30 protein-coding genes are annotated in these 26,495 nt (G+C 64.5%); 20 read left to right on the top strand and 10 right to left on the bottom strand.

The annotated features are described in order from the left end of the window. Position 1: 1 nt before the first annotated feature. From IEX41_RS16785 to sucC, 5 genes are all read right to left on the bottom strand, one after another. Positions 2–2,971 carry a 2-oxoglutarate dehydrogenase E1 component gene (locus IEX41_RS16785; protein ID WP_188791452.1) on the bottom strand — a complete coding sequence of 990 codons (2,970 nt, stop codon included), beginning with the start codon at positions 2,969–2,971 and terminating at the stop codon, positions 2–4. Next, on the bottom strand, positions 2,968–3,594 hold the full coding sequence (locus tag IEX41_RS16780; RefSeq protein ID WP_373285654.1) for a hypothetical protein: 627 nt from the start codon (positions 3,592–3,594) through the stop codon (positions 2,968–2,970). Before IEX41_RS16780 ends, IEX41_RS16785 begins: the two co-directional genes overlap by 4 nt. A gap of 81 nt (positions 3,595–3,675) precedes the next feature. Further along, entirely contained in the window at positions 3,676–4,560 is an 885-nt protein-coding gene (gene sucD, locus IEX41_RS16775; RefSeq protein ID WP_188791448.1) for a succinate--CoA ligase subunit alpha, read from the bottom strand. A 142-nt stretch (positions 4,561–4,702) separates the two neighbouring features. Beyond that, on the bottom strand, positions 4,703–5,056 hold the full coding sequence (locus IEX41_RS16770) for a hypothetical protein (protein WP_188791447.1): 354 nt from the start codon (positions 5,054–5,056) through the stop codon (positions 4,703–4,705). Between the two features lie 87 nt (positions 5,057–5,143). Continuing rightward, positions 5,144–6,337, bottom strand: a complete 1,194-nt coding sequence (gene sucC / locus IEX41_RS16765) for an ADP-forming succinate--CoA ligase subunit beta (RefSeq protein ID WP_188791445.1) — start codon at positions 6,335–6,337, stop codon at positions 5,144–5,146. Between the two features lie 282 nt (positions 6,338–6,619). Between sucC and IEX41_RS16760 the strand changes: the two genes are divergently transcribed. Beyond that, entirely contained in the window at positions 6,620–7,666 is a 1,047-nt protein-coding gene (locus tag IEX41_RS16760) for a glycosyltransferase family 2 protein (protein WP_188791443.1), read from the top strand. An 18-nt stretch (positions 7,667–7,684) separates the two neighbouring features. Here IEX41_RS16760 and mdh read toward each other — a convergent pair whose 3' ends face one another. Further along, positions 7,685–8,647, bottom strand: coding sequence for a malate dehydrogenase (gene mdh / locus IEX41_RS16755; RefSeq protein WP_188791441.1), 963 nt, complete (start codon positions 8,645–8,647; stop codon positions 7,685–7,687). Positions 8,648–8,932: 285 nt separating this feature from the next. Continuing rightward, positions 8,933–9,253 carry a hypothetical protein gene (locus tag IEX41_RS16750; protein ID WP_188791438.1) on the bottom strand — a complete coding sequence of 107 codons (321 nt, stop codon included), beginning with the start codon at positions 9,251–9,253 and terminating at the stop codon, positions 8,933–8,935. A gap of 323 nt (positions 9,254–9,576) precedes the next feature. Between IEX41_RS16750 and IEX41_RS16745 the strand changes: the two genes are divergently transcribed. From IEX41_RS16745 to IEX41_RS16655, 19 genes are all read left to right on the top strand, one after another. Then, positions 9,577–10,428, top strand: coding sequence for an HpcH/HpaI aldolase/citrate lyase family protein (locus IEX41_RS16745; RefSeq protein WP_188791436.1), 852 nt, complete (start codon positions 9,577–9,579; stop codon positions 10,426–10,428). Between the two features lie 42 nt (positions 10,429–10,470). Beyond that, entirely contained in the window at positions 10,471–11,016 is a 546-nt protein-coding gene (locus tag IEX41_RS16740; RefSeq protein WP_188791434.1) for an NnrU family protein, read from the top strand. Between the two features lie 9 nt (positions 11,017–11,025). Beyond that, positions 11,026–11,229: a DUF1737 domain-containing protein gene (locus IEX41_RS16735; RefSeq protein WP_188791433.1), complete on the top strand. Its 204-nt coding sequence runs from the start codon at positions 11,026–11,028 to the stop codon at positions 11,227–11,229. Further along, entirely contained in the window at positions 11,229–12,260 is a 1,032-nt protein-coding gene (locus IEX41_RS16730; protein ID WP_188791432.1) for a MaoC family dehydratase, read from the top strand. Before IEX41_RS16735 ends, IEX41_RS16730 begins: the two co-directional genes overlap by 1 nt. Before the next feature lie 444 nt (positions 12,261–12,704). Beyond that, positions 12,705–13,100 carry a succinate dehydrogenase, cytochrome b556 subunit gene (gene sdhC, locus IEX41_RS16725; RefSeq protein ID WP_188791430.1) on the top strand — a complete coding sequence of 132 codons (396 nt, stop codon included), beginning with the start codon at positions 12,705–12,707 and terminating at the stop codon, positions 13,098–13,100. A 9-nt stretch (positions 13,101–13,109) separates the two neighbouring features. Next, positions 13,110–13,481: a succinate dehydrogenase, hydrophobic membrane anchor protein gene (gene sdhD / locus IEX41_RS16720; protein ID WP_188791429.1), complete on the top strand. Its 372-nt coding sequence runs from the start codon at positions 13,110–13,112 to the stop codon at positions 13,479–13,481. Positions 13,482–13,499: 18 nt separating this feature from the next. Next, positions 13,500–15,305 carry a succinate dehydrogenase flavoprotein subunit gene (sdhA, locus tag IEX41_RS16715; RefSeq protein WP_188791427.1) on the top strand — a complete coding sequence of 602 codons (1,806 nt, stop codon included), beginning with the start codon at positions 13,500–13,502 and terminating at the stop codon, positions 15,303–15,305. Next, positions 15,305–15,658 carry a hypothetical protein gene (locus IEX41_RS16710; protein ID WP_188791425.1) on the top strand — a complete coding sequence of 118 codons (354 nt, stop codon included), beginning with the start codon at positions 15,305–15,307 and terminating at the stop codon, positions 15,656–15,658. The genes sdhA and IEX41_RS16710 overlap by 1 nt, the downstream gene beginning before the upstream one ends. 8 nt (positions 15,659–15,666) lie before the next feature. Further along, the gene (locus IEX41_RS16705; RefSeq protein WP_188791423.1) at positions 15,667–15,990 is read left to right on the top strand and encodes a hypothetical protein; all 324 of its coding nucleotides are present in this window, start codon (positions 15,667–15,669) and stop codon (positions 15,988–15,990) included. A 5-nt stretch (positions 15,991–15,995) separates the two neighbouring features. Further along, positions 15,996–16,817: a hypothetical protein gene (locus IEX41_RS16700; RefSeq protein WP_188791422.1), complete on the top strand. Its 822-nt coding sequence runs from the start codon at positions 15,996–15,998 to the stop codon at positions 16,815–16,817. Positions 16,818–16,912: 95 nt separating this feature from the next. After that, positions 16,913–17,692 (top strand): succinate dehydrogenase iron-sulfur subunit, encoded by a 780-nt coding sequence (locus IEX41_RS16695; RefSeq protein ID WP_188791421.1) that lies wholly within the window; start codon positions 16,913–16,915, stop codon positions 17,690–17,692. 196 nt (positions 17,693–17,888) lie between these two features. Continuing rightward, the gene (locus IEX41_RS16690) at positions 17,889–18,038 is read left to right on the top strand and encodes a hypothetical protein (RefSeq protein WP_229673306.1); all 150 of its coding nucleotides are present in this window, start codon (positions 17,889–17,891) and stop codon (positions 18,036–18,038) included. A gap of 88 nt (positions 18,039–18,126) precedes the next feature. Further along, positions 18,127–18,330, top strand: a complete 204-nt coding sequence (locus IEX41_RS16685) for a hypothetical protein (protein ID WP_188791417.1) — start codon at positions 18,127–18,129, stop codon at positions 18,328–18,330. Positions 18,331–18,443: 113 nt separating this feature from the next. Then, the gene (locus IEX41_RS16680; protein WP_188791415.1) at positions 18,444–19,589 is read left to right on the top strand and encodes an ABC transporter substrate-binding protein; all 1,146 of its coding nucleotides are present in this window, start codon (positions 18,444–18,446) and stop codon (positions 19,587–19,589) included. Positions 19,590–19,744: 155 nt separating this feature from the next. Then, entirely contained in the window at positions 19,745–20,665 is a 921-nt protein-coding gene (locus IEX41_RS16675) for a branched-chain amino acid ABC transporter permease (RefSeq protein WP_188791413.1), read from the top strand. After that, positions 20,662–21,636 carry a branched-chain amino acid ABC transporter permease gene (locus IEX41_RS16670; RefSeq protein ID WP_188791411.1) on the top strand — a complete coding sequence of 325 codons (975 nt, stop codon included), beginning with the start codon at positions 20,662–20,664 and terminating at the stop codon, positions 21,634–21,636. The genes IEX41_RS16675 and IEX41_RS16670 overlap by 4 nt, the downstream gene beginning before the upstream one ends. Continuing rightward, entirely contained in the window at positions 21,633–22,379 is a 747-nt protein-coding gene (locus tag IEX41_RS16665; RefSeq protein ID WP_188791409.1) for an ABC transporter ATP-binding protein, read from the top strand. Before IEX41_RS16670 ends, IEX41_RS16665 begins: the two co-directional genes overlap by 4 nt. After that, positions 22,376–23,062, top strand: a complete 687-nt coding sequence (locus tag IEX41_RS16660) for an ABC transporter ATP-binding protein (protein WP_188791408.1) — start codon at positions 22,376–22,378, stop codon at positions 23,060–23,062. Before IEX41_RS16665 ends, IEX41_RS16660 begins: the two co-directional genes overlap by 4 nt. 54 nt (positions 23,063–23,116) lie before the next feature. Further along, positions 23,117–23,962: an urea carboxylase-associated family protein gene (locus tag IEX41_RS16655; RefSeq protein WP_188791406.1), complete on the top strand. Its 846-nt coding sequence runs from the start codon at positions 23,117–23,119 to the stop codon at positions 23,960–23,962. Positions 23,963–24,095: 133 nt separating this feature from the next. On the opposite strand, the gene glyA is transcribed toward IEX41_RS16655, so the two are convergent. The 3 genes from glyA to IEX41_RS16640 are packed head-to-tail and all read right to left on the bottom strand — an operon-like array spanning position 24,096 to position 26,423. Continuing rightward, positions 24,096–25,415, bottom strand: coding sequence for a serine hydroxymethyltransferase (glyA, locus tag IEX41_RS16650; RefSeq protein ID WP_188791405.1), 1,320 nt, complete (start codon positions 25,413–25,415; stop codon positions 24,096–24,098). Beyond that, complete coding sequence (gene deoD / locus IEX41_RS16645) at positions 25,408–26,112, bottom strand: purine-nucleoside phosphorylase (RefSeq protein WP_188791404.1); 705 nt, start codon at positions 26,110–26,112, stop codon at positions 25,408–25,410. Before deoD ends, glyA begins: the two co-directional genes overlap by 8 nt. After that, positions 26,112–26,423, bottom strand: a complete 312-nt coding sequence (locus tag IEX41_RS16640) for an H-NS histone family protein (protein WP_188791403.1) — start codon at positions 26,421–26,423, stop codon at positions 26,112–26,114. Before IEX41_RS16640 ends, deoD begins: the two co-directional genes overlap by 1 nt. Positions 26,424–26,495: the final 72 nt, after the last annotated feature.

Here is a 26,495-nt window from a genome sequence, read left to right as displayed (position 1 = left end):
ATCAGTTCCCTTCGATGGTCAGCGCTTCGTCCACGAGCGCCTGTTGTTGTGCTTTGTGCTGGCTTGCCAGGCCCGTGGCGGGCGAGGCGGAGGTGGCGCGGCCGACATAACGCGGACGCGGGTGTGCGGCGTCGATGCGGCTCAGCACCCATTCGATGTTGGGTTCGATAAAGGTCCATCCGCCCTGGTTCTTGGGCTCTTCCTGGCACCAGAGCATCTCGGCGCCCTTGAAACGCTCAAGCTCCTTGACCAGCGAAAGCGCCGGGAACGGGTAGAACTGTTCGACCCGCAGCAGGTAGACATTGTCGATGCCCCGCGCGTCACGCTCTTCGAGCAGGTCGTAGTAGACCTTGCCCGAGCACATGACCACGCGCTTGATTTCGGCGTCGGGCTTCAGCTGGGTCTGGCTTTCGCCGGATTCCGCGCTGTCCCAAAGGACGCGGTGGAAACTCGAACCGGTGGTGAAGTCCTTGGCCTCGGACACCGCCAGCTTGTGACGCAGAAGCGATTTCGGCGTCATCATGATGAGCGGCTTGCGGTAGCTGCGGTGCAGCTGGCGGCGCAGGATGTGGAAGTAGTTCGCCGGGGTCGTCACGTTGGCGACGATCCAGTTGTCCTGGCCGCACATCTGCAGGAACCGCTCGAGGCGGGCCGAGGAGTGTTCAGGGCCCTGGCCTTCGTAGCCGTGGGGCAGCAGGCAGACGAGACCCGACATGCGCAGCCACTTGCTTTCGCCTGAGGACACGAACTGGTCGAACATGATCTGAGCGCCATTGGCGAAGTCACCGAACTGCGCTTCCCAAAGCGTCAGCGCGTTGGGTTCGGCCAGCGAATAGCCGTATTCGAAGCCGCAGACCGCATATTCCGACAGGGCGCTGTCGATCACCTCGTAGCGGGCCTGGCCCTCGCGGATGTGGTTGAGCGGGTAGTACCGGTCTTCGTCATCCTGGTTCACGAGGCCCGAGTGGCGCTGCGAGAAGGTGCCGCGCGTGCTGTCCTGACCTGCAAGGCGCACCGGATAGCCTTCGGTCAGCAGCGAGCCGAAGGCGATCGCCTCGCCCGTGGCCCAGTCAAAGCCCTGTCCGCTGTCGAACATCTTGGAGCGCGCGTCGAGGAAGCGGCCGATGGTCTTGTGCAGGGGGAAGCCGTCCGGCGTGGTGGTCAGTCCCTTGCCGATCTCGGCCAGCGTCTCGGGCTTGATGGCGGTTTCGCCGCGCTGGTAGTTGCCCTCTTTCTGCTTGTCGAGGTGGCTCCAGCGGCCATCGAGCCAGTCAGCCTTGTTCGGCTTGTAGGTTTTGCCGTTCTCGAACTCCTCGTTGAGGTGCGCCTGGAACGAGGCCTTCATGTCCTCGATCTCCCCTTCGGGGATCAGGCCGTCCTTGACGAGGCGGTCGGTGTAGAGCGTCAGCGTCGTCTTCTGCTGCTTGATCTTCTTGTACATCACCGGGTTGGTGAACATGGGCTCGTCGCCCTCGTTGTGACCAAAGCGGCGGTAGCAGAAGATGTCGATCACGACGTCCTTGCCGAACTTCTGGCGGAACTCGGTCGCGACCTTGGCGGCGTGGACCACGGCCTCGGGATCGTCACCGTTGACGTGGAAGATCGGCGCCTCAACCACCAGTGCGTTGTCGGTGGGGTAGGGGGACGAGCGCGAGAAGTGCGGCGCGGTGGTGAAACCGATCTGGTTGTTCACCACGATATGGATGGTGCCGCCGGTGCGGTGACCGCGCAGGCCCGAGAGCGCGAAGCATTCCGCCACAACGCCCTGGCCGGCGAAGGCCGCGTCGCCGTGCAGCAGGATCGGCAGAACCTGCGTGCGCTCCACGTCACCCAGCTGGTCCTGCTTGGCGCGGACCTTGCCCAGAACCACCGGGTTCACCGCCTCGAGGTGCGAGGGGTTGGCGGTCAGCGAAAGGTGAACGGTGTTGCCGTCGAACTCGCGGTCCGACGACGCGCCGAGGTGGTATTTCACGTCGCCCGAGCCGTCCACGTCGTCAGGCTTGAAGCTGCCGCCCTGGAATTCGTTGAAGATCGCGCGGTAGGGCTTGTTCAGCACGTTGGCCAGCACCGACAGGCGGCCACGGTGCGGCATGCCCATCACGATCTCCTTGAGACCAAGGTTGCCGCCACGCTTGATGATCTGCTCCATCGCGGGGATGAGGGATTCACCGCCGTCGAGACCGAAGCGTTTGGTGCCCATGTACTTGACGTGTAGGAACTTCTCGAAGCCCTCGGCCTCGACCAGCTTGTTGAGGATGGCGCGGCGCCCCTCGCGGGTGAACTTGATCTCGCGACCGTAGCCTTCGATCCGCTCCTTGAGCCATGCCGATTGCTCGGGGTCCGAGATGTGCATGTACTGCAGCGCGAAGGTGCCGCAGTAGGTGCGCTTCAGCACGCCCATGATCTCGCGCATGGAGGCGACCTGAAGGCCGAGCACGTTGTCGATGAAGATCGGGCGGTCCATGTCGGCATCGGTGAAGCCGTAGGCCTTGGGGTCGAGCTCGGGGTGCGGCTCCTTGCCGTGCAGACCCAGCGGGTCCAGATCGGCGGCAAGGTGGCCGCGGATGCGGTGGGCACGGATGATCATCAGCGCCCGAATGGAATCCAGCACGGCGCGCTTGATCTGGTCGTCGCTGACCTTCACGTCCATCGACGCGGCCTTGTCGGCGATCTTCTTGCCGGCGCCCTTGGCTTCGGCCACGGGCATCAACGGCCATTCGCCGGTGATCGCGGCGGTCAGGTCATCCTCGGGCTGGGGCGGCCAGTCCTGGCGGCCCCAGGAGGCACCGGCGGCCTCGGCCTTGACGTTGGTGTCTTCGTCGCCAAGCGCCTTGAAGAACTCGGCCCATGCTTCGTCGACCGCATTCGGGTCGTTGGCATAGCGGGCATACATCTGTTCGAGGTATTCCGCGTTCACGCCCTGCAGGAAGCTGGAGGCGTGGAACTGGTCGTTAGGGCTTTGATCCGTCATGGGTTGGTCTCTCCAACGGGCGTGTCTGGGTAGCCTGCCTTGTCGAACATCCAGGCAAAGATGTCGTGAATCCGCGCGGTGGATGCACGGTCATAGAAATCGGCCACCGAAAGGCCGAGGCGCATGTCCCCCGTCCTCTTGGTTACGGGGAGGCGGTCGGCCTCGAAAGACAGATCCAGCGCTTCGCAGACGCGGGCCAGATCCTCCTGCATATACTCGCAGCGAACAATCATCCGTGGCGCGAATTCGCCCTGATCGTAGACGATGTTTTCACAGGAATAATACTTGTCCTTCTTCACCGCCTTGCGGAAGGCGGTCACGTGGGCCTCGGGGTGGTCCGGCAGCGTAAGGTTGCGCGTCCGGAGCCGGAAATAGAACTGCGACACGGCGATGGCGAAAGGATTCCGCACCGTCGTGATTTTCATGTAGTCCGGCCACTGGTCAGGACCAAGCAGAGTGCGGATTTCTGTCGCGGACATGTGATTGTACCATGTCCGGTCGAGATCGGTCTGCTCTTCGGCAGGGATGCGACGCCGCCCCACAATGCAGTGCGGCGTCACTTGGGCGTGCGTGCGTTCATCAGGCGTCTCGGGCTGACCGGCGCAATAGGATTGCAGGAACATCTCGGCGGATGTCCCTGCAGTCTTGCGCGTCTTCAGGAAGACGAACCGATTATCGTGGCACACCAGAACCATGGAAGCGGATCAGCCCTTGATTGCCTTCATCACGGCTTCACCAAGCGTTGCGGGGCTGTCGGCAACGACGATGCCCGCGGACTTCATGGCTTCGATCTTGGATTCCGCGTCACCCTTGCCACCGGCAACGATCGCGCCGGCGTGGCCCATGCGGCGTCCCGGAGGCGCGGTGCGGCCCGCGATGAACCCGGCGGTCGGCTTCCAGCGGCCCTTCTTCTTTTGCTCGGCGAGGAACTCTGCAGCTTCCTCTTCGGCGGTACCGCCGATTTCGCCGATCATGATGATGGACTCGGTTTCCGGATCATCGAGGAACATGTCGAGCACGTCGATATGCTCGGTGCCCTTGATGGGGTCGCCGCCGATGCCCACGGCCGACGACTGGCCAAGGCCCATGTCGGTGGTCTGCTTCACAGCTTCGTAGGTCAGGGTGCCGGAACGGGACACGACGCCAACCGAGCCGCGCTTGTGGATGTGGCCGGGCATGATGCCGATCTTGCAGGCGTCAGGGGTGATGACGCCCGGGCAGTTCGGACCGATGAGGCGCGAGGCGCTGCCTTCGAGGGCGCGCTTGACCTTCATCATGTCGAGCACCGGGATGCCTTCGGTGATGCAGACGATCAGCTCAATCTCGGCGTCGATCGCCTCGAGGATCGAATCCGCCGCAAAGGGCGGCGGCACGTAGATGACCGAGGCGTTGGCTTCGGTGACGTGCTTGGCTTCGTGGACCGAGTTGAACACGGGCAGACCCAGATGTTCCTGGCCGCCTTTGCCGGGAGTCACGCCGCCGACCATCTTGGTGCCGTAGGCGATCGCCTGTTCCGAGTGGAAGGTGCCCTGCGAGCCGGTGAAGCCCTGACAGATGACCTTGGTGTTTTCGTTTACGAGGACTGCCATTGGTGGCGTTCTCCTTGTTGGGCCGCAATCGTGCGGCACGCTTTGGAAGACGGCTCCGCGAAACGCGGGCCGATGACACGAAGAAGCAGCGCGGCACCAAGAGGTGCGCGCTGCCCTGCAAAGCTTCCGGAAATCCCTGCGGTTACTTGCCCGTGCGGCCGGACATCTCGTCCAGCGCCCGCGCCGCGAGAAGCGCAACGCCCCCGAGGATCAGCGACCGGCCCACGGAATCCGTCACGTTCGACGGAGCGAAGGCCTGCACGCCGTCCCGGCCATGCTGCGCCGCACGACGCCAGCGACCGATGCGGGGCGCATCGCCGTTCTGTATCGGCGACGGCACCTGGCCGAATCTCGGCTTGGCGATCAGCAGCGCCGTTCCCACGGCAAATAGCCCCATCGCGTAGCCAACAGGCGCAAGACGCGCCTTTCGGCTTGCGGGCAGGGCCTTTTTGGCAAGGGCAGGCAGGGTGTTTCGGTCGGGCAGATAGGTCGACATGGCAGAATCCTTCCTTTCCGGAAGAACCTCTCAGACCTGCGCGAAGTTCCGCGCAAACGTCGATATGCTGCCCGATCCACATCCGGTTCAGCCCTTCACGGCTTTCACGATCTTCTCGGCGCCGTCGCTGAGGTTGTCGGCGGCGATCACGTCCAGACCGGACTCGTTGATGATCTTCTTACCGAGATCCACGTTGGTGCCTTCAAGACGGACGACCAGCGGAACCTGCAGGCCGACTTCCTTGACCGCGGCGATGACGCCCTCGGCGATCACGTCGCAGCGCATGATGCCGCCGAAGATGTTCACGAGGATGCCCTTCACGTTCTTGTCGGACGTGATGATCTTGAACGCCTCGGTCACCTTCTCCTTGGTCGCACCGCCGCCCACGTCGAGGAAGTTGGCAGGCTCGGCACCGTAAAGCTTGATGATGTCCATGGTCGCCATGGCAAGGCCCGCGCCGTTCACCATGCAGCCGATCTCGCCGTCGAGGGCGATGTAGTTCAGATCGTACTTGGACGCTTCAAGCTCCTTGGAATCTTCCTCGGTCTCGTCACGCAGCGACATAATGTCGGCGTGCTTGTAAAGCGCGTTGCCGTCGAAGCCGACCTTGGCGTCGAGCACCTTGAGGTTGCCGTCTTCCATGACGATCAGCGGGTTGATCTCGAGCATCTCCATGTCCTTCTCGACGAAGGCGGAATAGAGCTGGCCCAGAAGCTTGACCATCTGCTTGACCTGTCCGCCCTCGAGCCCGAGCGAGAACGCAACGCGGCGGCCGTGGTAGGGCAGGTAGCCAGTGGCTGGGTCGATGGTGATGTTGAGGATCTTCTCAGGCGTGCTTTCAGCCACTTCCTCGATGTCCATGCCGCCCTCGGTGGAGCAGACGATGGAGATGCGCGAAGAGCCGCGATCCACCAGCAGCGCAAGGTAAAGCTCGCGCGAGATGTCCGAACCGTCCTCGATGTAGATGCGGTTGACCTGCTTGCCCGCCGGGCCGGTCTGGTGCGTGACCAGCGTGTTGCCCAGCATCAGCTTGGCCTGCTCGGCGGCTTCCTCGACGGATTTGGCAAGGCGAACACCGCCTTTTTCACCGGCGCCGGCTTCCTTGAAGGAGCCCTTGCCGCGGCCGCCCGCGTGGATCTGCGCCTTGACGACCCAGAGAGGTCCGTCCAGTTCGCCCGCCGCCGTCTTGGCTTCGCTTGCGTTGAGCACGACACGACCGTCCGAGACCGGGCAGCCGTATTCGCGCAGCAGCGCTTTCGCCTGATATTCGTGGATGTTCATGGAAGACTCTTCCTTGCTGCGATTTTCCGGGCCGGTATAGCCCCCGAGAGGCGGCCCCGTGAATCGAAAATTTGGAAGATTGCGCGAATAGACGCCGAATTCCGACCTTCGTGATCACACGTTTCGGGACTGTGATCACATACCGGGGCGCGGTGCTGATCCTGTTAGCGCTGATGCCGCAGAATCAGTCGAAATGCTTGTTCTGGCGTTTCGGATTGTGACCGGAGCATGCGGCGGGTACTCAGGAAACGGAATGTTCCCCGTGTGATGAAGGACAGGAAGATGCAACGTCTGGCGATGTATGGCCCCGACCGGCACGACCCCAAGGCCGTTCCCGTGGTGACGCTGGCCCACAACGAGCTCAACATCCTGCCCGATTTCCTCGCGCATTATCGCAGGCTGTGCAACGCAACCTTTCTCATCGTCGATGACCGCTCCACAGACGGCACCGCCGAGTATCTCGCCGCCCAGCCGGACGTTACGGTGTTTCATCCGCTGCCCCATTCCAGCTTCGGCACGGACAAGGCGGAATGGCGCGGCGAGATCATGGACGCCTATTGCCCGGACCGCTGGAGCCTCGTGCCCGATCTCGACGAGCATTTCGTCGCCCCGGTGTCCGTGCCCTTCGATACTTGGCTGGGCCAGCTAGACAACGAGACCGCGCAGGTGGTGCTGACGCTGATGGTGGACATGTACGGCGATCTGCCGCTCGCCGAACACGTCTACCCCGACGGCACGGGCCGCCCGCTTGCGGAGTGCTTCCCGTTCTTTGATGCGCCCGCGGAATTTCCCGATGGCTATGTCATGCGCCCGGTGACCCGGAAGGTGGCGGCGCAATACCCGTCGCCGCCGGTGATCTTCAATGGAGGCATGCGCCACCGGCTGTTCTACCCCCGCCCGCTCGGGGCCGGGCCGCTGGCAACGTGGGTGGTGCGCAATCGCTTCGGTCTGGACCGGCCGATCGGGCGCAGGCCCGGCCGGCTATCACGCAAGGTGTCGCGCAACCTGTTCTCGGGCTCGCTCAACTGCACGAAGCTGGGGCTGCTACGCTGGCAGACCGGCATGCGCTTTGCCGGGGGGCCGCACAAGGCGGACACTGCCCTGCGCTGCTCCGAGGCGATCGCGGCCTTCCTGCACTACCCGCTGACCCGCGGGCGCAAAGGCGTGGAATACATCGCGCAGCGCGGGCAGCACGCCGACAATTCCGAACATTATCACAAGCTTCTGGACGGGGGGGCGCTGGACCGTTCGCCGGTGTTCGGCGGGTCGAAACGCTATGACGGGCCGCAGTCTCTGCAGGGCCTGATCCGGGAAAAGCCGGGGCGCTGAACGCCCCGGCCCAAAGGCTTACGCCAGCGTCTCGTCGATGCCCTTGCAGGCTTCGACCAGGCCCTGAACGGCCTTCACGGAGGTGTCGAACATCTCCTGCTCGTTCTTGTTGAGCTTGATGTTCATGATCTTCTCGATGCCACCGGCGCCGATGACGGTGGGCACGCCCACGTACATGTCGGAAACGCCGAGGTCGCCGTCGCAGAACGCGGCTGCGGGCAGAACGCGCTTCTGGTCCTTGAGGTAGGCTTCGGCCATCTCGATCGCCGAGGTGGCGGGGGCGTAGAAGGCCGACCCGGTCTTGAGCAGGCCGACGATCTCGGCGCCGCCGTCACGGGTGCGCTGCACGATCGCGTCAAGCTTGTCCTGCGTGGTCCAGCCCATTTCGACGAGGTCCGGCAGCGGAACGCCAGCAACGGTCGAGTAGCGCACGCACGGCACCATGGTGTCGCCGTGGCCGCCCAGAACGAAGGCGGTGACGTCCTTCATGGACACGTTGAATTCGGTCGCGAGGAAATGGCGGAAGCGGGCGCTGTCGAGAACGCCGGCCATGCCGCAGACCTTGTTGGTCGGCAGGCCCGAGAACTTCTGCAGGGCCCAGACCATCGCGTCGAGCGGGTTGGTGATGCAGATGACAAAGGCATCCGGAGCGTTGTCGCGGATGCCTTCACCGACGGCCTTCATGACCTTGAGGTTGATGCCAAGCAGGTCGTCGCGGCTCATGCCCGGCTTGCGCGGTACGCCGGCGGTGACGATGCAGACGTCCGCGCCCGCGATGTCAGCGTAATCGGTGGTGCCCTTCAGAGTCGCGTCAAAGCCCTCGGACGGGCCGGATTCCGCGATGTCGAGCGCCTTGCCCTGGGGAGTGCCTTCCGCGATGTCGAAGAGAACGACGTCACCGAGCTCCTTGAGTGCGGCGAGGTGGGCGAGGGTGCCACCAATCTGTCCCGCGCCGATCAGGGCGATCTTGGGTCTGGCCATGGATCTTATCTCCGCTCCATTTGGTGAATTCCGCCGCTTGCGTAAGGGTTTGCCGATCGGCGCGCAAGAGCGCTGCGGGGCAGCATGGCGCGCGCGCGGGCGGGCATGAGCTTTAATGATGGCGCTAAAGACAAGGAAATCTATGGCTTAGGAGGGGCTTCCATTCGCGATGCCCGAATGTATGGCAGTCCCGGTTTCGCCATCGTTCTCGTGACTTGCAGAGCCCCATGCGAGCAACGCGAGACCACTTCGGCTCGATTCTCGTGCACCAGGAGTCGGGCGCGCTCAGGCATCGCTTTCGGGCTTGGCGAGCGCTTCTTCCAACATCTCGTAGGCCTGCCCGCTGGCCACGAGGCAGGTCATCCCGCCGGCAGAGGTCACGGTGATGGTCCAGGTGCCGGTTTCCGAAGAGGCATAGACCTCCATCATGGCGTTGTTGGAGCCAAGTCCGATGCTTTGGCGGGTCTCGCCGTACTTCTCGGTCAGCTTGCTGACCACCTGATCACGTGGGGCGCAGGCGCGGGCACCCTGCGCCTGCGCGGTCCCGGTGGTGGCCGCCGCGATGCCGGCGGCTAGAAGTGCCATGCGTGCAGTGTTCACTTTCATCGCTTCGCCCTTTCGGCTGTGCGCGGTGTGTCCCCGGCTTTGCCGGTGCCCCGCGCCGATCATGCCCTCCGGTGGTCCTGCGGCTTCGATCCCATCTGGCGGCGCGTCACGGCGCGGCCTTCACAAAGCCTGCACGCTAAGGTGAAAAGGAGAGGTTAACGCTGCGCACGTCACCGCACTGCCCCACGCAACGCGATGAGCCGGACAATCGGATCTTGTCGGTTCGTCGGGGTTTTCTGCGATGCGGCGACAAACTACTTGCATTTTAGGCAAGACAATGCCCCATTTCGCGCAACATTATTACCCATGCAGGGAGGAGACCCATGGACCTTACGATGCGCCCCTACCGTTCGGTGCTTTACATCCCCGGCTCCAAGGATCGTGCGCTCGACAAGGCGCGCAGCCTTGCCGTGGACGCGATCATCTTCGACCTCGAGGACGCGGTGTCGCCGTCCGAAAAGCCAGCCGCCCGTGAAACCCTTGCCACCGCACTGGCGCAGGGGGGGTATGGCAAGCGGGTCAAGGTGGTGCGGATCAACAGCCTCGACACCGAGTGGGGAGAGGATGACGCCCGCGCTGCTGACACCATGGACTGCGACGCGGTGCTGCTGCCCAAGGTGGAAAGCGCCGCGCAACTGGATGCGCTGGCCGCGCTCACGGACAAGCCGCTCTGGGCGATGATGGAGACCCCGAAGGGCATGCTTGCCGCCGCCGAGATCGGCGCGCACCCCAAGCTTGCCGGCATGGTCATGGGCACCAACGATCTGGCCAAGGAGCTGAACTCGCGCTTCCGGGCAGACCGGCTGCCGATGCTGACCTCGCTCGGCCTGTGTCTGCTGGCGGCCAAGGCCACCGGCTGTGTCATCATCGACGGCGTCTACAACGCCTTCAAGGACGATGCGGGCCTCAAGGCGGAATGCAATCAGGGGCGCGACATGGGCTTTGACGGCAAGACGCTGATCCACCCCGCGCAGGTGGACATCGCCAACGCCGCCTTCGCGCCCTCCGAGGCCGAGATCGACGTGGCCCGCCGCCAGATCGCCGCCTTCGAAGAAGCCGAGGCATCGGGGCAGGGGGTTGCGGTGGTCGATGGCAAGATCGTCGAGAACCTGCACGTGGCGACCGCGCAGACCATTCTTGCCAAGGCGGAAGCCATTGCCGCCATGCAGGAATAATCGCAGGGTGGCGGCCAAAGCTTTCGGCCAAAGGAGACACCCATGGTCCTTCTCGTTCTCGGCGTAGCCCTCTGGTGGGGCGCCCATCTGTTCAAGCGCCTCGCACCGGCGCAGCGCGCCGCCATGGGCTCCAAGGGCAAGGGCCTCATCGCGCTTGCGCTGGTCGCTTCGGTGTTGCTGATGATCTTCGGCTACCGCATGTGGGATGGGGCGTTCTTCTGGGGCCGCCATCCGGCCACTGTGGGGATCAACAACCTCATCATGGTCGCGGCGCTTTACTTCGCCTCGCCCGGGCCGAAGAAGGGCGCATTGTTCTACAGGATGCGTCATCCGATGCTGCTGGGCTTCCTGCTCTGGACCATCGCGCACCTGCTGGTGAACGGCGATACGCCGTCCTTCGTTCTGTTCGGCGGTCTTGGCCTCTGGGCCATCGTCGAGATGATCATCATCAACCGGACCGAGCCCGGCTGGACCCCGCCCGCCAAGGGCAGCATCGCCAAGGATGCCATGTTCCTCGTCGCCAGTCTCGTGCTGCTGTTCGTCATCGGGATGATCCACACCTGGCTGGGCTACCCGGTCTTTGGATAAGGTAACGCTATGAAACTCTATCGTTTTCTCTCTGCCGACGACACGTCGGAATTCTGCCACAAGGTGACAGCGGCCCTGAACAAGGGCTGGGAACTGCACGGCGATCCCACCTATGCCTATGACGCGGCCAATGGCGTCATGCGCTGTGGGCAGGCCGTGACCAAGGAGGCCCCTGGCGAATACACCCCGGACACCAAGCTGGGAGAGCAGTGATGGCCAAGACCAACGCGGGACGCTTCTTCGAGGATTACGCGGTTGGGCAGGTCATCGACCATGCCGTGCCGCGCACCGTGTCGGGCGGGGAGCGGGCGCTGTACCACGCGCTTTACCCTGCGCGGCATGCGCTTCATTCATCGGACGAATTCGCGCGGGCCTGCGGGCTGGCGGGCTCTCCGCTGGATGACCTCGCCGCGTTCCACGTGGTCTTTGGCAAGTCGGTACCCGACGTGTCGCTGAACGCCGTCGCAAACCTCGGCTATGCCGAGGGGCGCTGGCTGCTGCCGGTGCACGCAGGGGACACGCTGCGGTCCTCGTCCGAGGTGATCGGGCTCAAGCAGAACTCCAATGGCCGGACGGGGGTTGTCTGGGTGCGCACCACCGGCACCAACCAGCGCGGCGAGACGGTGATGGAGTACGTGCGCTGGGTCATGGTGCGCAAACGCGACGCGTCAGCCCCGGCGCCCGAGACCGTGGTGCCAGACCTCAAGGCGGTGCTGCCCCCGGAAGATCTGGTGATCCCCGAGGGCCTTGATTTCAGCGCCTACGATTTCACCCTCGCGGGCGAGCGGCATCGCTGGGGCGATTACGAGGTGGGCGAGACCATCGACCACGTCGACGGCGTCACCATCGAGGAAGCCGAGCACATGATGGCCACGCGCCTGTGGCAGAACACCGCCAAGGTGCATTTCGACGCCACCTTCCGCGAGGACGGGAAGCGGCTGATCTACGGCGGGCATGTCATCTCCATGGCTCGGGCGCTGTCGTTCAACGGTCTGGCCAATGCGCAGTTGATCGTGGGCCTGAACGGCGGGGCGCATGCCAACCCGTGCTTTGCCGGCGACACGGTGAAGGCCTGGACGGAGGTGCTGGACAAGGCCGATACCCCCGCGCCCGGCGTCGGCGCAATCCGGCTGCGGCTGGTGGCCACGAAGGGCGGGGCACCGTTCGAGTTGAAGGATGACAACGGCAAGTACCGGCCCGAGGTGCTGCTCGACCTCGATTACTGGGCTCTTATGCCGCAGTGAGGGTTCGCGTCATGCGTGAATGAGTGCTTCGTCGAATCATTTCAGAGGGCATAGCATTGCTATGGGGACGGAAGACATTTCACGCGATGGAGGTCGCCATGTCTGCAACTGCACTGCTTTATGGTACCAATGACGTGCTGGTGTTTTCCGACGGCGCACTGGCCCTTTGGCGCCTTGGCCTCACCGAGTAGGCGAAGCCTACCGCTGGGCTGATCCTTGGAAATTCCTGACAGAATCACTGCGCCGCGTTCCGGGAAGCGGCGTATCTTAGCGAACTGCCCTGTTAGCGTCAAAAATGTGATCACGCAATTTATCCTGTGATCACGCATCACGGAGTTTTTTCCGAATTGATCGAAAAAACCACTGCGCTGCATGTGCACAATGGTGACAGGAGGGCTACAAACTCGGTAGAACGCCCCCACAAGGGAACCGAAAGGACTAGCCATGGCCGAAGCTAAACGGATCGAGCGCCCGCTCTCCCCCTTCATGATCGGACAGTATTACCGCCCGCAGCTCACCTCCATGAGCTCCATCCTCACACGCATCACCGGCAACGCCCTCATGGTGGCGACCCTGTTGATCGTGTGGTGGCTGTTGGCGCTTGCCGCAGGCCCAGAGGCCTTCGAGACCGCCGAGTGGTGGATCACCTCCTGGGTCGGCAACCTCGTGATGTTCGTGTCGCTCTGGGGGCTGTGCTACCACTACCTTGCCGGTCTGCGTCACCTGATCTGGGACGCGGGCAAGGGACTCGACCTCGAGACCGCCGAAAAGCTCGGCTGGGTCTGCATCTACGGGTCGGGCGTCCTGACCGTTCTCGCCGTCATCATCATCTGGCTCTGAGGGATCCCCATGCGTTACATCACCGATCGTCAGCGCGCCGTCGGCAAGGGTTCGGCCCACCACGGGGCGGAGCACCACTGGTTCATGATCGTCAGCTCCGTCGCGCTGGCCTTCATGCTGCCGACCTGGGTCATCATCTTCGGCAAGGCGCTTGGCTCGGGCTACGATGCCGCGCTGGAGACCATGGCGCGCCCGTTCCCCGCGATCCTCACCGCGCTAGTCCTCGTCGTGGGCATGATCCACTTCCACAAGGGCGCGCGCACCATGCTCGAGGATTACACCCAAGGCACCACCCGCAAGCTGCTGATCATGGCCTTCGTCGGCTTCAGCTACGTCATGATCGCCTGCGGGCTTTTCGCGCTCGTCAAGATCGCGCTCTGAGACAGGAAGACCAGCAAAATGGCAGCATACGAATACGAGACGCATAATTATGACGTCGTGGTCGTGGGGGCCGGCGGCGCCGGACTGCGCGCCACGCTCGGCATGGCCGAGCAGGGCCTGCGCACCGCCTGTGTGACCAAGGTCTTCCCGACCCGTTCCCACACCGTCGCCGCACAGGGCGGCATCGCCGCGTCGCTGTCCAACATGGGCCCCGACAACTGGCAATGGCACATGTACGACACCGTCAAGGGCTCGGACTGGCTGGGGGATACCGACGCGATGGAGTACCTCGCGCGCAATGCCCCCGCCGCGGTCTACGAGCTGGAACATTACGGCGTACCGTTCAGCCGCACCGAAGAGGGCAAGATCTACCAGCGTCCCTTTGGCGGCCACACCACCGAATTCGGCGAAGGTCCCGCCGTGCAGCGTACTTGCGCCGCCGCGGACCGGACCGGTCACGCCATCCTGCACACGCTTTATGGCCAGTCGCTGAAGAACAACGCGGAATTCTACATCGAGTATTTCGCCATCGACCTCATCATGTCCGACGATGGCGTGTGCCAGGGCGTGGTGTGCTGGAAGCTCGACGATGGCACCTTCCATATCTTCAACGCCAAGACCGTGGTGCTGGCGACCGGCGGCTACGGCCGTGCCTATTTCTCGGCCACCTCGGCGCACACCTGCACCGGTGACGGCGGCGGCATGGTGGCCCGTGCGGGTCTTGCGCTGCAGGACATGGAATTCGTGCAATTCCACCCCACCGGCATCTACGGTTCGGGCTGCCTCATCACCGAGGGCGCACGGGGCGAAGGCGGCTACCTCACCAACTCCGAGGGCGAGCGCTTCATGGAGCGCTATGCGCCACAGTACAAGGATCTCGCGCCGCGCGACTACGTCTCGCGCTCGATGACCATGGAGATTCGCGAAGGGCGCGGTGTGGGCGAACATGGCGACCACATCCACCTGAACCTGCAGCACCTGCCCGCCGAAGCGCTGGCCGAGCGCCTGCCGGGCATCTCGGAATCCGCCAAGATCTTTGCCGGTGTCGATGTCACCAAGGAACCGATCCCGGTTCTGCCGACGGTGCACTATAACATGGGCGGCATCCCCACGAACTACTGGGGCGAGGTGCTCAACCCCACCGCCGACAACCCCAACGCCACCGTGCCGGGCCTGATGGCCGTGGGCGAAGCGGGCTGCGCGTCGGTGCACGGTGCGAACCGCCTTGGGTCCAACTCGCTGATCGACCTCGTGGTCTTCGGCCGCGCCTCGGCCATCCGTGCCGGCCAACTGGTGGACCCGACGACGAAGAACCCCCTCGCCAACCAGGCGTCCGTGGACAAGGCCTTCGACCGGTTCGACACGCTTCGCCACGCCAGCGGCGGCCTTCCCACCGCCGAGTTGCGGCTCGAGATGCAAAAGACCATGCAGGAAGACGCGGCGGTGTTCCGCACCGACAAGACCCTGAAGGAAGGCGTCGAGAAGATGACCGCCGTTGCCGGCAAGATGGCCGACATCAAGGTCACCGACCGCACGCTGATCTGGAACTCGGATCTCATGGAAACGCTTGAGCTGACCAACCTGATGCCGAACGCGCTGGCGACCATCGTCGGTGCCGAGGCACGCAAGGAAAGCCGCGGCGCCCACGCGCACGAGGATTACCCGACGCGGGACGATGACGACTGGCGGGTGCACACCATCGCCCACGTGGACGATACCAAGGTGACGCTCACCCACCGCCCGGTGGTGCTCGACACCCTGACCACCGAGGCCGAGGGCGGCATCAGCCTCGCCAAGATCGCGCCCAAGGCCCGGACCTTCTGATGCGGGGCGGGATCGTCATTGCAGCGATGGGGATGCTGGCCATGTCGGCCTGCGACCTCGTCGCGCCTGCAAGGGATGCGATCCTGCCGCCACCGGATCGCAACGCGCTGGCCTTCCGCAATGCCGAGATCGCGGTGACACCGATCATGGCACGCAAGGCCCCCGGCATATCGCCCGACCGGGCGGTGGCCTGCATCCTCGACTATGCCTCGAAAGGGCAGGTCGAGGCGCTATCCTTCAACCAGGCGACCGGCCAGCCGGCGCTCAACGACAACATCGTCATGGACATCCTCTACAAGCCCGGTGTCCGGCAATGCCTGCGCGGTGGCCCCGTGTACTGGCTGATGTTCTAGGACAAGACATGTTTCGCAAGGCCCTCATCGCAATCGTCCTCCTGTCCGCCTGCTCGGCCCAGAGCCAGGATCAGATCGCCCGGCAGGCGGCACGCTCGACCGTGTCCAAGGTCGTGGCCGAACGGCTGCCCGGTGTGCCGGTGCAGCCGATGATCGACTGCGTCATCAACAATGCCAGCTCGACCCAGATCTACGCGCTTGCCGCCGATGGCCTCACCGGCCCGACCCGCAGCACCATCGAGGTGGTGAGCGACATCATCGTCCAGCCCTCCACCGTGCAGTGTCTGTCCTCCAAGGGCCTGCCTGCGCTGATGGCGCGGGGGGGGATGTGACCGCGATGCCACTGTTCGGCACCACCACACGCGCCACTGCGTGGTCCGGCCCGCGCCGGGTGGTGCTGCACTGCGGCTTCCGCAAGACCGGCACGACCTTCATTCAGGACGTGCTGGCCGCCAACGCGTTGCCTGACGGCCTTGCCGCCAGCGCCCGTGACGACGTCACCCGCCCATGGCGTCGTGCCGTGGACGAGGACATTGCCAAGCGCAGCCGCGCCAGCGCCCGCGCGGTGCGCGATCAGGGCAGGGCCCTGCGCAGCGCCATTGAGGCCAGCCCGGCGGAGACGTTCCTTGTCTCTGACGAGAACCTGTTCGGTGCGGACCTGATCGCACCTGACGGCGAAACGATCTTTGACCTTGCGGCGCGTTACCTGCCATTGCTGGAAGAGGCGTTCGAAGGGGCCCCCATCGAATTCGTCCTCTACACCCGTGACATGGACAAGTGGCTACGCAGCTCTTGGGGGCAGGCGGTCAAGCGCAAGGGGGAAACCCGCGATCATGCTGACTGGCGCGCAGGGCTTCCTTCCCTTGACTGGGACAGCGGCCTTGCCAAGATCCGCACTGCCATCCGCGCGCCTCTGACGGTGTTCTCGATGGAAGATGACGTGACAGCCGGTGGATTGATGGGGCAAGGGCTGTTCCGTCACATCGGACTGACGAGCGCCCAGATTGCGGCCTTTGACACCCCCCAAAGCTCGAACAACGCGCTGCCCGCCGGCGCGCTGGAACTGATGCAGCAGATCAATGCCCTCGGCCTTGCGCCGCGCGACCGCCGCCGCGTCGCCGACGTGGTCGAGGCCAACGGGCAGGTCTTCCGCCCATGATGCACCTGCCGACATATATCATAGAACGGCCCGGCCCCGCCGGACCGGACCTTGCCAACCCAATGTATCACCCGAAAGGATAGCAGAGGCTCGCCATGGTTCAGTTCACGCTTCCCAAGAACTCCAAGATCCGTACCGGCAAGACCTGGCCGAAGCCCGAGGGCGCGACCAATGTCCGGGCGTTCAAGATCTATCGCTGGAACGCCGAAGACGGCCAGAACCCCAGCGTCGACACCTACTACCTCGACATGGACAAGTGCGGCCCGATGGTTCTCGACGCGCTTATCAAGATCAAGAACGAGATCGACCCGACCCTGACCTTCCGTCGCTCCTGTCGCGAGGGGATCTGCGGATCCTGCGCCATGAACATCGACGGGATCAACACGCTGGCCTGCATCTACGGCCTCGACGAGGTGAAGGGTGACGTGCGCATCTACCCGCTGCCGCACATGCCCGTGGTCAAGGACCTGATCCCCGACCTGACGCATTTCTACGCGCAGCACGCCTCGATCATGCCGTGGCTGGAGACCAAGACAAACCGCCCCGAGAAGGAGTGGAGGCAGTCCATCGAGGACCGCAAGAAGCTCGATGGTCTCTATGAATGCGTGATGTGTGCGTCCTGCTCGACCGCGTGCCCAAGCTACTGGTGGAACTCCGACCGCTACCTCGGCCCGGCCGCGCTGCTGCACGCCTACCGCTGGATCATTGACAGCCGCGATGAGGCCACTGGCGAGCGTCTCGATGCGCTCGAGGATCCGTTCAAGCTGTACCGTTGCCACACGATCATGAACTGCACCAAGACCTGCCCCAAGGGTCTCAACCCGGCAAAGTCCATCGCAGAGATCAAGAAGATGATGCTCAACCGCCAAGTCTGAGCCAGCGCAGCGATTTGCCGCAAATTTGGACGCGCCGCTCTCTGGAAAGAGGGCGGCGCGTCTGCGTTGGCGCGAGCATTGCACAGCGCGCAGGGCAAGTTTGCGCAATCACGGGGTGCGCTGCACAGCAGCAAGGACTATCTGGAGGTCAGAGGGAGGAACGATGGAACCAAAGACGCACCGAAAGGTCCAACCGATGACCCAGACCACCTCCGCCGCCGAAGCGCTCGCCATTCTCGACGAAGCCTATGCCTACTACCAGCCCGAGCCCGTTCTGGTGCATCAGGCTGCCGAAGCCGTTTCCGAAGACGATGACGCTGGCTTCACCTATTACGAAGCTGCCTGATCGCGCTCGCGATTCCGGCTCTGGACAAACGGATCTTCCGCGCCATTCTTTCCCTCATGGTTAGTCACGGATCCGAACGAGGCCCCCGGTGATCTTCGCCGTGGGCTTCGTTGTCGCTTTCATCATCCTGCTTGTCTTCAACATGCGGCACCGCGATCAGCGTGCCTGCCGCTGGCGCGAGCGCAGGCAGGGTGAGATCACCCACTGGACCTGCATCCAGTGCGGCGCCGAGGTGGACGGTGTGCCGGGCAAAAGCCCCGACCGCTGCTTCGCCCCCGGCAAGGACGCCTGAGCCTCGGCTTTTGCGGGCCTTCCTGCATGGACATCCCTCGTTTTTCCGTTAACCCTTGGCGCAAATGACGCGCCGGGCGCAGATCCGGCCACGGGACGACAGGGAGTTTCCACATGATCAGGACCACGCTGCTTGCGGCTGCAAGCCTTGCTGCCACGACTGCCGCCATGACCGCCGCCGCGCAGGCCGAGGTCAAGGTCGGCGTCATCACCACGCTGTCGGGCGGCGGTGCAAGCCTTGGCATCGACACCCGCGATGGCTTCATGCTCGGGATGGAGCAGGCGGCGCGTGATGACATCGAGATCGCCATCGAGGATGATCAGCGCAAGCCGGACGTGGCGGTGCAGATCGCCGACAAGATGATCCAGTCAGACAAGGTCGACATTCTCACCGGCATCGTGTGGTCCAACCTTGCCATGGCGGTGGTGCCTGCCGCGACGGCGCAGGGCAAGTTCTACCTGTCCACCAACGCCGCCCCCGCGCAGCTGGCGGGTCGTGGCTGCAACCCCAACTACTTCGCGGTGAGCTACCAGAACGACAACCTGCACGAGGCGGCAGGGGCCTATGCCAAGTCCGAAGGGTTCTCGAACCCCTTCATCATGGCACCCAACTACCCCGCCGGGCAGGACAGCCTTGCAGGGTTCAAGCGCTACTACGAGGGCGATCTCGCGGGCGAGGTCTATACCCAGCTGGGCCAGACCGACTATGCCGCCGAGATCGCGCAGATCCGCGCCAGTGGAGCTGACAGCATCTTCTTCTTCCTGCCGGGCGGCATGGGCATCAGCTTCGTCAAGCAGTTCGCCGATGCGGGGATCGACCTGCCGGTGATGGGCCCGGCGTTCTCGTTCGACCAGTCGATGCTGCCCGCCCTCGGGGACGCGGCGCTCGGGGTGAAGAATGGCGCGAACTGGTCCAAGGATCTCGACAATGAGGCGAACGCCGCCTTCGTCTCGGCCTTTGAGGAAAAGTACGACCGCCTGCCGTCGATCTACGCAGCCTACGGCTATGACACCGCGAACCTCATGCTATCGGCGCTCGAGAAGGCCGAGCCGTCGGATGCGGATGCCTTCCGCGCGGCGCTGAAAGAGGCTGATTTCGACAGTGTGCGTGGCGATTTCAAGTTCGATACCAACAACCACCCGATTCAGGACATCTACATCCGCGAGGTGGTCAAGGAAGGTGACGTGCTGACCAACCACCTTGTTTCCACGGTGATCGAGGACCGCTCGTCGGCCTACGTGGACGAGTGCAAGATGTGATGGCGCGGGGCGCGGCCCGGCTGCGGACTTGATCCGCGAGAACCGGTCCGCGTCGCCCTGACCGCACCTATCGCAGCCGACCGGCCCTGTGCTGCTCGCCTCTGTCTCTCAGTCTGCGTTCTTCCCCGGTCCGCGCTCACGAAAACGGCCCCAAGATGTCCCCGATCCTGCTTGCTGAACAGGTCCTCAACGGCCTGCAATCCGGCGTCATGCTGTTCCTCATGGCGGCGGGCCTCACGCTGATCTTCGGCGTCATGGGGCTCATCAACCTTGCCCATGGCTCGCTTTACATGGTGGGGGCCTTCGCGGCGGCCACGGTGGCGGGCCTCACCGGGTCCTTCGTGCTGGCGCTGGTGACAGCTCTTGCAGGAGCGGCGCTTGCGGGGGCTCTGATGGAGGTGGTGGTGATCCGGCGGCTTTATGCCCGGGATCACCTCGATCAGGTGCTGGCCACCTTCGCGCTGATCCTGATCTTTTCGGAAGGCACCCGCTGGGCCTTTGGCTCCTTCCCGCTGTACCTAGACACGCCGGACTGGCTGTCGGGTACGGTTCAGCTGCCGGGCGGCATCACCTATCCTGCCTACCGGCTAGCGCTGATCGGCGTGGGGCTGGTGGTGGGCGTTGGGCTGTGGTGGCTGAACGCCCGCACGAGGCTTGGCATCCGCATCCGCGCCGGTGAGAACGACCGCGAGATGATCGCCGCCCTCGGCGTCGACATCGGCAGGCTCTACACGCTGGTCTTTGCCCTTGGGGCGGGGCTTGCGGGGCTGGCGGGGGCGCTGGTCGGTGCGATCCAGTCGGTGCAGGTGGGTATGGGCGAGCCGGTTCTGATCCTCGCTTTCGTGGTCATCGTCATCGGTGGCATCGGCTCCATCCGGGGGGCGCTCATCGGGGCGCTTCTGGTGGGCCTGACTGGCACGCTGGGAAGCGTGCTTTTGCCGGAACTCTTCAAGCTCTTCACCGATGCGTCGAGCGCGGCGACCCTCGGGTCGGCGTTCTCGTCCATGGCGATCTACGTGCTAATGGCCGGGGTGCTGATCTGGCGTCCCACGGGCCTGTTCGGAGCCCGCTCATGACCCGCGAACGCCTGCTGAACGCCGCGCTGGTGCTGGCGCTGTTTGCCGTGCCCGCGTGGGCGCTCTGGGCCGATGAGCCCTTCACCATCACCCTTGCCACCCGCGCGGTGATCTTCGCGCTGGCTGCCGTGGGCCTCAATATCGCGCTTGGCCTTGGCGGGCTGGTGAGCCTCGGCCACGCGGTGTTCTTCGGCATCGGCGGCTATGCCATGGGCATCCTCGCCAGCCACGCGCAAAACTATACGCCGATCATGGAGGCGCCCTTCCTGATCGAAGGCACCAAGTCCATGCCCATCATCTGGCTGGTGGCGGTGCTAGCCTCAGGGCTGGCGGCATGGCTCATCGGGCTGCTGAGCCTGCGGACCTCGGGCGTCTACTTCATCATGATCACGCTGGCCTTCGGTCAGATGGCCTATTTCTTCGCCACCTCATGGCCCACCTACGGTGGCGAGGACGGGCTGTCGATCTATGTCCGCAACGGCTTTCCGGGGCTGAACACGCTTGTCCCGATCCAGTTCTATGGCATCTGCCTTGCCTGGCTTTTGCTGGTATTGGCGCTGAACCGGGCGCTGATGCGCTCGCGCTTCGGGCTGGCTCTGAACGCAGCGCGGCAGGTACCGGACCGTGTGCGGGCGGTGGGGCTCGACCCGCCCCGCCTGCAACTGGTGGCGCTGGTGCTGTCGGGGGCGATCACCGGGCTGGCAGGAGCGCTGTTCGCGGACCTCAACCGCTTTGTGTCGCCCACCATGCTCAGCTGGCAGATGTCGGGCGAAATCATGGTCTTCGTCATCATCGGCGGCGTGGCGCGCCTGTTCGGCCCGGTGGCCGGGGCAGGGTTCTACGTGCTGATCGAACACTGGCTGGGCGGGGTCAGCGAATACTGGCAGATCTTCCTTGGCCTCGTGCTACTGCTGGTGGTGCTGTTCGGGAAGGGCGGCCTTGTGGGCATGATCGCGGGGGCACGCAAATGACCGCCGTTCTTGCCGCCACCGACTTGCGCAAATCCTTCGGCGCACTCAAGGCCACCGACGGGGTGAGCCTGACCCTGCGTGAGGGCGAGATCCACGCCATAATCGGCCCCAACGGCGCGGGCAAATCCACGCTGATCGCGCAGCTGTGCGGATCGCTTGCCCCCGATGCAGGGACGGTGAGCTTCCTCGGGTGCAACGTGACAGCTCAGCCGGTGGCGGCGCGGGCGCGGATGGGGCTGGCGCGGACCTTCCAGACCTCGGCGCTGGCGATGGAGGACACGGTGCTGCAAAACGCCCTGCTGGGTGCGCTTGGGGCCAGCGGCAAGCCGTGGCACTTCTTTGCCCCCGTGGCCCGCGACCGAGGCCTGAAGGGCAGGGCCGAGGCCGCGCTGGATGCGGTGGGTCTGGCTGATCTGAGGGATGTGCGCACCGCCGATCTCAGCCACGGCCAGCGCCGCCAGCTCGAGGTTGCCGTAGCTCTGACGCTGGAGCCGAAGGCCTTCGTGATGGACGAGCCGATGGCGGGGCTGGGGCAGGAGGGCTCGGCCCAGCTCACCAGCTTCCTTGCGGATCTGAAACGCACCGCGCCGATCCTGCTGGTCGAGCATGACATGGACGCGGTGTTTGCCCTTGCAGATCGGATCAGCGTGCTGGTCTACGGGCGCATCATCGCCACCGGCACCGTGGACGAGATCCGCCGCGATGCCGCGGTGCGCGAGGCCTACTTGGGGGATGAGGCATGACGCTGCTGTCGCTGACCGATGTGACCGCCTCCTACGGCGCGGCGCAGGCGCTGTTCGGCGTGTCGCTGGACATTGCTGAGGGTGAGGCGGTGGCCATGATGGGCCGCAACGGCATGGGCAAGACCACCACGGTGCGATGCATCTGCCGGATGTTGCCCGCCAAGGGCACGCTCGTGTTCGACGGCCATGACCTGTCGCGCCTTCCCAGCCACAAGGCGGCGCGGCTGGGGCTTGGCCTCGTGCCCGAGGGGCGGCGCTGTTTCCGCGACCTTACGGTGTCCGAGAACCTCGTGGCCGCTGCCCGGCCCGGCCATTGGGACATAGCCCGCGTCGAGGCGCTGTTTCCCCGGCTGGGCGAGCGGCATGGTCAGAGGGCGGCATCGCTCTCGGGGGGGGAACAGCAGATGCTGGCCATCGGCCGAGCGCTGATGACCAATCCGCGCCTTCTGATCCTTGACGAGGCGACCGAGGGGCTGGCCCCCACCGTCCGCGCCGAGATCTGGGCCGCCATCGCCCGCCTCAAGCGCGACAGCGGCATGGCCATGCTGGTCATCGACAAGTCCCTGAAGGAGCTGCGCGGCGCCTGTGACCGCGCGGTGATCCTCGAACGGGGGCGCAGCGTCTGGGCCGGGGAGATGGCGGCGCTCACGCCGGACATCAGCGCGCGGCATCTCGGGGTCTGAGCCTTGCCTATTGCGCGTCGGTAGGGTTCCCTCGCCGGGAGAAGGAGCCATCCAATGACCAAACCGCCCCCCGACGCCGAGGCGCGCCGCGCCGTTCCGCCCGTCATCTGCTATCCCAACGACAGCCTGCCGCAGCCGGACCTCGGCCTCTACGGGCAGGCGCTTGCCGGGGCAGAGGTCACCGACACCGTCCTTGCCCCGCCGCGCGACGCCTGCGCCTTCCGGGTGCCTGCGGGCAGCTTCTTCCGCATCACCTCGGTCGACGGGCCGCAGGTGGGGGACCTCAACCTGTGGAACGCGCAGGACCTTACCGAGCGCTTCTACAGCGGCAAGACCCGCGCCCTGCACGGCACCCATGTCACCACCGGTGAACGGCTCTGGTCCAGCTTCCCCCACCTGCGCCCCATGGCGACCATCGTGGAGGACACGCTGGGCTGGTACGGCATCGACGGCTTCGGCGGGTCGGTGCATGACGTGATCGGCACGCGCTGCGATCCCTACACCGGCAACCTTCTGGCGGACTCGCAGTACCACCATTGCTGCCATTCCAACCTTGTCCGCGCATTGGCAGACGCCACGGGGATGACCTTGAAGGAGGCCGAGCCGCATGTGCATGACGTGCTCAACGTCTTCATGTGCACCGGCTTTACCCGCGACACCGGGCAGTACTTCATGAAGGCCAGCCCCGTGCGCCCCGGCGATCACCTGACGCTGTTCGCCGAAATTGATCTGCTGGGCGCGCTCAGCGCCTGTCCGGGGGGCGATTGCTCGTCTGAGCACAGCTCGGACACGGCGGCCTGTTTCCCGCTGAAGGTCGAGGTGCTGACACCAGAAGCGGGGGCGTTGTCCGACTGGCAGTCGCCGCAGCGCAATGGCTACGACGGAAGCCACGGGCGTTAGCGGGCCGCGCTGCGCTCTAGCCCAGGCGAGAAACGGCATCGAAGTCTCATCGCCTTCGCCCGGCTTGTGAACGCCGGCCGAGGGGCCGGATGCCGAAGACAGCGCCTGCTCGAAAACCTGCGTCGGCGGCATCTTAGCCGTGGATGAAGTGGACCGAATCGAATGTGCGCCGCCACTCCGCAACCTCCGGGGCCAGCGCCTCGGGGGTGCCGCCGCGCAGGGCCGTGGCGATCAGCGCGGCAAGGCGGGGGGCGTGGTCGGGCGTCATGCCCCAGCGCACGAGCTCTGGCGTGCCGATGCGCAGGCCGTTCATGTCGCCCGCGACGGCTGGACCGGGCAGGCCGATGCCGCAGGCGAGGAAACCTGCCTTGCGCAGCCGCTGAGATGCTGCCTGACCGCCACCGAGGGGCGCGGCCATGAGTGCGAACTGATGGGACGCTGTAAGACCTTTCTCGCCGCAGAACACCTCAAGCACCTCGGCTTCCAGCGCCTCGGCTAGTGCCTGTGCGAGGCCAAGCATGGCCTGCGCGTAGGCCGGGCCGTAATCGCGCCAGTCGAGCAGGGACATGGCCAGCGCCGCCGTCTTGGATGCATCGAAATTGGCGGTCATGCCGGGGAAGGCGATGGTGTCGAGCTTTTCGGCCAGTGCCGCATCATTGGTGACGATAAGGCCGGAGGGCGGCCCCCCGAGCGACTTGTAGGTGCTCATGGTCATCACGTCCGCCCCGAGGTCAAGCGGGTTTTCCCACGCGCCCCCCGCGATGATGCCGCATTGATGCGCCGCGTCGAAGACCAACTTTGCACCCACGTCGCGGGCGATCTGCGCCACCTCTGCCACCGGGTGAGGCCAAAGGTTCAGCGACCCGCCAAGGGTGATGACCGAGGGGCGCACGTCGCGCGCCATCAGGGCCAGCGCGTCCACGTCCACGGTGTAGTCGGAGACTTTGACCGGGGCAGGGTGGCTCAGCAGGCCATAGAGCCCGGCGCATCCCGACGCGTGATGTGTGACATGGCCGCCGATCTCGCCCGGTGGGGCGATGATGCAATCGCCGGGCTCGGCCAGCGCCATGAAGCTGTAGAGGTTGGCGAGCGCGCCGGACCCGACGCGAACCTCGGCGAAACGGGCGCCGAAGATCTCGCAGGCGAGGGAGGCGGCGATCAGCTCAACCTCCTCGATGGCCTCGAGCCCGGTTTCGTACTTGTCCCCCGGCGCCCCGAGGGATGGGCGCATGCCAAGGCCGGAAGCCAGCAGCGCCTCGGCGCGCGGGTTCATGACATTGGTGGCGGGGTTCAGGTTGAAGCAATCGCGTTCGTGAATCTCGCGGTTGCGGTTGGCAAGCGCATCCAGCCGGTCCGCGATATCCGCAGACTGACCGGACGCCACGGGGGCAATCCGGTCAAAGAGGTCTCGAGAGGCCTCTGGCCACCACGTGCGCTTGGCCGGATCAGGCAAAGGCCGCCTCCAGAGCGATCTGCACCATGTCCCCGAACGAGCTCTGACGGTCCTCGGCAGGCAGTGCCTCGTGGGTCAGCAGGTGATCCGAGACCGTAAGCACCGCAAGCGCCCGAGCGCCGTGCCGGGCAGCAAGATTGTAAAGCTCGGCCGCTTCCATCTCGACCCCGAGGATGCCGTGGCGGGTCATCATCTCGTTGAGATCAGGGCGCTCGTCATAGAAGACGTCCGCCGAATAGATCCCGCCCACGTGGCACGCGGCATCAAGCTTGCGTGCGGCGGTTTCCGCGGCAGTCAGCAATTGATAATTCGCGCATGGCGCGAAATTCAATTCCTTAAAGATTCCGACTGACGGCGTGGAAATCGACGAAGCGGTCATCGCGAGGATCACGTCACGGATGTTCACATGGCTTTGCATCGCCCCGCACGAGCCAATGCGGATCAACGTTTTTGCGCCGTATTCCTGAATGAGTTCATTGGCATAGATGGAAAGGCTGGGCATTCCCATGCCGGAACCGTGAATGGTGACCGGATTGCCTTTCCATGTGCCGGTAAAGCCCAGCATCCCGCGGACTCGGTTTACGCAAACCGGGTTTTCGAGAAATTCATGGGCCGCCCATTCCGCCCGGAGCGGATCACCGGGCATCAGAACGGTTTCCGCAATCTGGCCGGGTTCTGCGCCGATATGGACTGTCATCAGATGGCGAGGTCGTCGATGGACTTGCCGGAATCGAGCGCCTCGATCACCCAGTTGGGTTTGCGGCCACGGCCGGTCCAGGTCTGGCTCGGGTCGGCGGGATTGGCGTATTTCGGCGCACCCTTGGAGGTTTTGGAATCCGTCGCGGTCACGACTTCTTCGAGAGAGAAGCCAAATTCCTTGGCGGCCTTTTCAGCGGCGCGCTTGGCCTCTGCGCGACGGCGGGAGTCTATCGTTTTGAGAGCTTTTTCAACGTCGGCCTTGAGCTTTTCCAGTTCCGGGCGCGAGAGCGTTTCGAGTTCGATGTTCATCATTTCGATCCTTATCAGAATATAGCGACGGTCATTCCTCAGGAGTTCTGTAAATTCAAGGTATATTGCGCC

The sequence above is a fragment of the Salipiger pallidus genome (assembly GCF_014643635.1).
GTDB classification, from domain to species: Bacteria; Pseudomonadota; Alphaproteobacteria; order Rhodobacterales; family Rhodobacteraceae; genus Salipiger; species Salipiger pallidus.
Note: the sequence above shows the minus strand (reverse complement) of the source record. Positions and strands in the feature narration are given on the sequence as shown.

What these genes read in the sequence shown, in the direction of transcription:
- IEX41_RS16705 (WP_188791423.1), top strand. Translation starts at nt 15,667, where the DNA reads ATGTTTCGCAAGGCCCTCATCGCAATCGTCCTCCTGTCCGCCTGCTCG.
- IEX41_RS16700 (WP_188791422.1), top strand. Translation starts at nt 15,996, where the DNA reads ATGCCACTGTTCGGCACCACCACACGCGCCACTGCGTGGTCCGGCCCG.
- IEX41_RS16655 (WP_188791406.1), top strand. Translation starts at nt 23,117, where the DNA reads ATGACCAAACCGCCCCCCGACGCCGAGGCGCGCCGCGCCGTTCCGCCC.
- IEX41_RS16660 (WP_188791408.1), top strand. Translation starts at nt 22,376, where the DNA reads ATGACGCTGCTGTCGCTGACCGATGTGACCGCCTCCTACGGCGCGGCG.
- IEX41_RS16640 (WP_188791403.1), bottom strand. Translation starts at nt 26,423, where the DNA reads ATGAACATCGAACTCGAAACGCTCTCGCGCCCGGAACTGGAAAAGCTC.
- IEX41_RS16670 (WP_188791411.1), top strand. Translation starts at nt 20,662, where the DNA reads ATGACCCGCGAACGCCTGCTGAACGCCGCGCTGGTGCTGGCGCTGTTT.
- sdhD (WP_188791429.1), top strand. Translation starts at nt 13,110, where the DNA reads ATGCGTTACATCACCGATCGTCAGCGCGCCGTCGGCAAGGGTTCGGCC.
- IEX41_RS16680 (WP_188791415.1), top strand. Translation starts at nt 18,444, where the DNA reads ATGATCAGGACCACGCTGCTTGCGGCTGCAAGCCTTGCTGCCACGACT.
- sucD (WP_188791448.1), bottom strand. Translation starts at nt 4,560, where the DNA reads ATGGCAGTCCTCGTAAACGAAAACACCAAGGTCATCTGTCAGGGCTTC.
- sucC (WP_188791445.1), bottom strand. Translation starts at nt 6,337, where the DNA reads ATGAACATCCACGAATATCAGGCGAAAGCGCTGCTGCGCGAATACGGC.
- IEX41_RS16745 (WP_188791436.1), top strand. Translation starts at nt 9,577, where the DNA reads ATGGACCTTACGATGCGCCCCTACCGTTCGGTGCTTTACATCCCCGGC.
- IEX41_RS16770 (WP_188791447.1), bottom strand. Translation starts at nt 5,056, where the DNA reads ATGTCGACCTATCTGCCCGACCGAAACACCCTGCCTGCCCTTGCCAAA.
- IEX41_RS16760 (WP_188791443.1), top strand. Translation starts at nt 6,620, where the DNA reads ATGCAACGTCTGGCGATGTATGGCCCCGACCGGCACGACCCCAAGGCC.
- IEX41_RS16735 (WP_188791433.1), top strand. Translation starts at nt 11,026, where the DNA reads ATGAAACTCTATCGTTTTCTCTCTGCCGACGACACGTCGGAATTCTGC.
- IEX41_RS16665 (WP_188791409.1), top strand. Translation starts at nt 21,633, where the DNA reads ATGACCGCCGTTCTTGCCGCCACCGACTTGCGCAAATCCTTCGGCGCA.
- IEX41_RS16780 (WP_373285654.1), bottom strand. Translation starts at nt 3,594, where the DNA reads ATGTTCCTGCAATCCTATTGCGCCGGTCAGCCCGAGACGCCTGATGAA.
- deoD (WP_188791404.1), bottom strand. Translation starts at nt 26,112, where the DNA reads ATGACAGTCCATATCGGCGCAGAACCCGGCCAGATTGCGGAAACCGTT.
- IEX41_RS16695 (WP_188791421.1), top strand. Translation starts at nt 16,913, where the DNA reads ATGGTTCAGTTCACGCTTCCCAAGAACTCCAAGATCCGTACCGGCAAG.
- IEX41_RS16750 (WP_188791438.1), bottom strand. Translation starts at nt 9,253, where the DNA reads ATGAAAGTGAACACTGCACGCATGGCACTTCTAGCCGCCGGCATCGCG.
- mdh (WP_188791441.1), bottom strand. Translation starts at nt 8,647, where the DNA reads ATGGCCAGACCCAAGATCGCCCTGATCGGCGCGGGACAGATTGGTGGC.
- IEX41_RS16785 (WP_188791452.1), bottom strand. Translation starts at nt 2,971, where the DNA reads ATGACGGATCAAAGCCCTAACGACCAGTTCCACGCCTCCAGCTTCCTG.
- IEX41_RS16730 (WP_188791432.1), top strand. Translation starts at nt 11,229, where the DNA reads ATGGCCAAGACCAACGCGGGACGCTTCTTCGAGGATTACGCGGTTGGG.
- sdhC (WP_188791430.1), top strand. Translation starts at nt 12,705, where the DNA reads ATGGCCGAAGCTAAACGGATCGAGCGCCCGCTCTCCCCCTTCATGATC.
- IEX41_RS16710 (WP_188791425.1), top strand. Translation starts at nt 15,305, where the DNA reads ATGCGGGGCGGGATCGTCATTGCAGCGATGGGGATGCTGGCCATGTCG.
- IEX41_RS16675 (WP_188791413.1), top strand. Translation starts at nt 19,745, where the DNA reads ATGTCCCCGATCCTGCTTGCTGAACAGGTCCTCAACGGCCTGCAATCC.
- sdhA (WP_188791427.1), top strand. Translation starts at nt 13,500, where the DNA reads ATGGCAGCATACGAATACGAGACGCATAATTATGACGTCGTGGTCGTG.
- IEX41_RS16740 (WP_188791434.1), top strand. Translation starts at nt 10,471, where the DNA reads ATGGTCCTTCTCGTTCTCGGCGTAGCCCTCTGGTGGGGCGCCCATCTG.
- IEX41_RS16690 (WP_229673306.1), top strand. Translation starts at nt 17,889, where the DNA reads ATGACCCAGACCACCTCCGCCGCCGAAGCGCTCGCCATTCTCGACGAA.